Source organism: Rhizobium sp. BK212 (assembly GCF_014197475.1).
In the GTDB taxonomy this organism is placed as follows: Bacteria; Pseudomonadota; Alphaproteobacteria; order Rhizobiales; family Rhizobiaceae; genus Rhizobium; species Rhizobium anhuiense.
The window spans coordinates 1-3503 of record NZ_JACIFS010000022.1; the positions used below are offsets into that span (position 1 = coordinate 1).

Annotated in this window: 4 protein-coding genes and 1 pseudogene; 2 read left to right on the forward strand and 3 right to left on the reverse strand. The window is 60.3% G+C overall.

Translation table 11 applies throughout. The features are described from left to right. The first annotated feature begins 127 nt into the window (after positions 1 to 127). Together FHT79_RS31855 and FHT79_RS31860 are read left to right on the forward strand one after the other, a co-directional pair. Complete coding sequence (locus FHT79_RS31855) at positions 128 to 595, forward strand: cytochrome c-type biogenesis protein (RefSeq protein WP_028757945.1); 468 nt, start codon at positions 128 to 130, stop codon at positions 593 to 595. 74 nt (positions 596 to 669) lie between these two features. Further along, positions 670 to 1350 (forward strand): CBS domain-containing protein, encoded by a 681-nt coding sequence (locus FHT79_RS31860; protein WP_183904729.1) that lies wholly within the window; start codon positions 670 to 672, stop codon positions 1348 to 1350. A 337-nt stretch (positions 1351 to 1687) separates the two neighbouring features. Here FHT79_RS31860 and FHT79_RS31865 read toward each other — a convergent pair whose 3' ends face one another. The 3 genes and pseudogenes from FHT79_RS31865 to FHT79_RS31875 form a co-directional block, all read right to left on the reverse strand. Then, positions 1688 to 2248 (reverse strand): DsbE family thiol:disulfide interchange protein, encoded by a 561-nt coding sequence (locus tag FHT79_RS31865; protein ID WP_028757943.1) that lies wholly within the window; start codon positions 2246 to 2248, stop codon positions 1688 to 1690. Position 2249: 1 nt separating this feature from the next. Next, positions 2250 to 2399, reverse strand: a complete 150-nt coding sequence (gene ccmD / locus FHT79_RS31870; protein ID WP_028757942.1) for a heme exporter protein CcmD — start codon at positions 2397 to 2399, stop codon at positions 2250 to 2252. A 1-nt stretch (position 2400) separates the two neighbouring features. Then, positions 2401 to 3164, reverse strand: a pseudogene (locus FHT79_RS31875) (heme ABC transporter permease). Positions 3165 to 3503: the final 339 nt, after the last annotated feature.

Here is a 3503-nt window from a genome sequence, read left to right on the forward strand (position 1 = left end):
TCTGGGGCGGAACGGTGATCATGGCCTTCGGCGGCCTCGTCTCGCTCACCGACCGCCGCCTGCGCGTCGGCGCCCCGCGTAGGAAGGCGAAAGCCGCGAAGCCTGCTGCTGCAATGGAGCCGGCGGAATGATGCGGCGTCTCTTGCTGGCTTTCGCTTTGCTGCTGATGGCGGCTCCCGCCTTTGCGGTCAATCCGGACGAGGTGCTGGCCGATCCGGCGCTCGAGGCGCGGGCCCGCGCCCTGTCGGCCGAACTGCGCTGCATGGTCTGCCAGAACCAGTCGATCGACGATTCCAATGCCGATCTGGCCAAGGATCTGCGCCTGCTGGTGCGCGAGCGCATTGCCGATGGCGACAGCGACGAGGCGGTGCTGAACTATATCGTCTCGCGCTATGGCGAGTTCGTGCTGTTGAAGCCGCGTGTCGGCATGAAGACGGTGCTGCTCTGGGGCGCACCAGTGCTGCTGGTGATCGCCGGCGGGCTGTCATTGCTGGTCTTTGCGCGCAACAGGGCCGGCAAGCCGACCGGCAGCAAGCTGACAGCCGACGAACAGGCGAAGCTGAGCGAGCTTCTTGGCGAAGATCGCATTGTTTGACGAAGATCAATGGCGGCTCGACGAGCTCGCATTATCGTCATTCCAGCAACAATTCCTATAAACGAGGCAGGACAATGCAGGCGAAGGACATAATGACCACCAACGTGGTATCGATCGGTCCAGCGGTCGGTATACGCCACGCCGTCGCCGTCATGATGCAAAACAACGTCAGCGGTCTTCCTGTCATTGACGACGAAGGCCGCGTCTGCGGAATGCTGACGGAGGGCGATCTGCTGCTGCGGAAAGAGATCCGATTCTCCCCCCGCGCCGCCCGCGCGCCCGAAATGATATCGGAGATCGATCTTGAGCGATATATTTCCAGGAATGGCTGGTGTGTCGCCGATGTCATGTCTCAGGATGTGATCGTGGCGTGCCCCGACAGCGAGGTATCGGATATCGCCGAAAGCCTCCAGGCGCACCGGATCAAGCGGCTACCGATCGTTGAGGACGGACGTCTTGTCGGGATTGTCAGCCGCAGAGACATCCTCGGCCTGATCATCAATGCCCAGACGGCGCCGCTGCCAAAGGAAGATGAATCGATCAGGCTGGCGGTTCGAACGCGCCTGAGGTCGGAGTTGGGGATAACGCCTCAGAAGGTCCAAGTGACCGTGAAGAACGGCCAGGTGACACTCGATGGCAACGTGGAGTCGGAGTTGAAGCAAAAGGCTGTTCGCACCCTGGTCGAAAGCCTGGGCGTCGGCGCCTATCGGGATCGGCTCCAGATCGCTCGGCTGACCGCAACCGAAAGGGGCTGAAACAGCACGTCCAAGCTAGATCTTTGCCACGGCGTGGAAACAGTTCATCCCGCGCCCCATTTGTTTTCACGCAATTCCGGACGCAAAACCGCGACACACTTTTTGCTGGAATTAGCGGCGCGGCTTCGGCTGTCGCTCTCGGCGTCTCCGCACGGTGCTCATTGGTGAGGGTAATCTGACGCGAGGAGGCTCACTCGGTGTTGCGCCCCAAAACCGAGCGAGCCTCTGTCAAGTTTCCCCCCTTGACACGGGAAAATCCCGACCCGCCAAACCGACATACGCAATAGGCGAGGCCGTTTCTTTGATGGAGGTCAAACACGGCTGGAAGAGGCCCCGCTTATTCGGCGGCGATGATCTTTTCCAGAGCGGGTAGGATATCCGTCGCGAGGCTTTTCTCGTCGATCGGCCCGACATGTCTCAGGAAGATTCGTCCCGCGCGATCGATAACGAATGTTTCCGGGACGCCGTAGACTCCCCAGTCGATCGAACTTCTTCCCGTGGTGTCGATTCCGATTGCCGCGAACGGATTGCCGTTTTCCTGAAGGAAGGCTGCGGCCTTTTGCGGAGCATCCTTATAGTTGATGCCGACCAGCTTTATGCGAGAATCTTTGGCGAGTTTCATCAGCGCCGGGTGTTCGAGCCGACAGGGAACGCACCAGGACGCGAAGATGTTGACGATGGCGATGTGGCCATCAACTGTGTGATCGTTCAGCCCAGGCGCTTGAAGACCGGCAAGCGGCGCGAGATCGACGGCTGGATGTCGGCGTCCCGCCAACGCCGAAGGAATAGCGGCGGGGGAATATCCGTCCACGGATTCGCGATACAGCGTATTGGCGACGGCACCCGCAATCCCGAGAAACGCGACAAGCGGAATCGCAGCGAAGGCGTAGCGTCGCATCCTAGCGGTCTCCGTGAGGCTGCCGACGTCGTGCCAGCGCCTCGATCCGACGGCGGTAGATTCGTCCTGAGAACCAGACCTTCAACGTCGCCGTGACCATGACCACGAAGGTGAGCAAATACGCCGCAAGAACATAGTGTTCGTGGTTCATTTCAAGTCTCCCGGTGAGCAGCGGCTTTTGCTGCGAGCCTGTCATGCGTGATCAGCTTCCGTCGCCAGATCTCGTTTCTTATCGATGCGACGTAGAGCGTGGCAAACAGCGCTGAGAACGCCACTCCCATGACCAGCAGAGGGCGTAGAAACTCGACGTCGAGGGCGGGGCCGCCCAGCCGCAGCACGCTGGCGGGCTGATGCAGCGTGTTCCACCAATCGACGGAAAACTTGATGATCGGAATATTGACGAAACCCACGACGATCAGGACCGCCGTGACACGGGCGGCGCGAGCCGGATCGTCGATCGCCCGGTTGATCGCCAATATGCCGAGATACATGATGAAGAGCACGAACATCGATGTCAGGCGGGCGTCCCATACCCACCATGTGCCCCACATGGGCTTGCCCCAGATCGCGCCGGTCACGAGCGACACGAAGGTGAAGGCGGCGCCAAGGGGAGCGGCGACGCGCGCCGCAACGTCGGCCAGGGGATGCCGCCAGACCAACGAGCCGATGGCATTGGCGGTCATCGTCGTATAGCAGAGCATGGCCATCCACGCTGCGGGGACGTGGACATACATGATCCTGACGGTTACCCCTGTTGATAGTCGACGTCGGAGCTGAAGCTCAGATAGAGGCCGATCGCGAAGCAGAATGCGGTCAGGGCGGCAAGTGCAGGAAGCAGGCGTTCGGACAGTTCCAGGAACCTGGCAGGCTGCGCAAGGCCGACGATTGCGTTTTTAAGATGTGGAATTGAGCTCATACCTTCGAGCTTTAATGCCAGACGTCGTTCCGATAATTGATGTTGATCAAACAACCGACCTGTCGGCTGCAACGATTGGAATGACCGGCCGCCGCGATCAGCAGGCGGCTAAGGGACAGTTCGTCGTGGCTGGTCCCGGCGCGTCAGCCGCCCGCCTGGTGCGCGGGCTTCATCCGACTTGATCAAGATCAAATACGCCCAACCCCTCACAATGTATTGCTCGGACCACACAGGGAGCGTGCATATGGATTTCGAAGCGTTTTTCAAAAACGAGCTGGACGGGCTTCATGCCGAGGGCCGTTACCGCGTTTTTGCCGATCTCGAACGTCACCGCGGCAA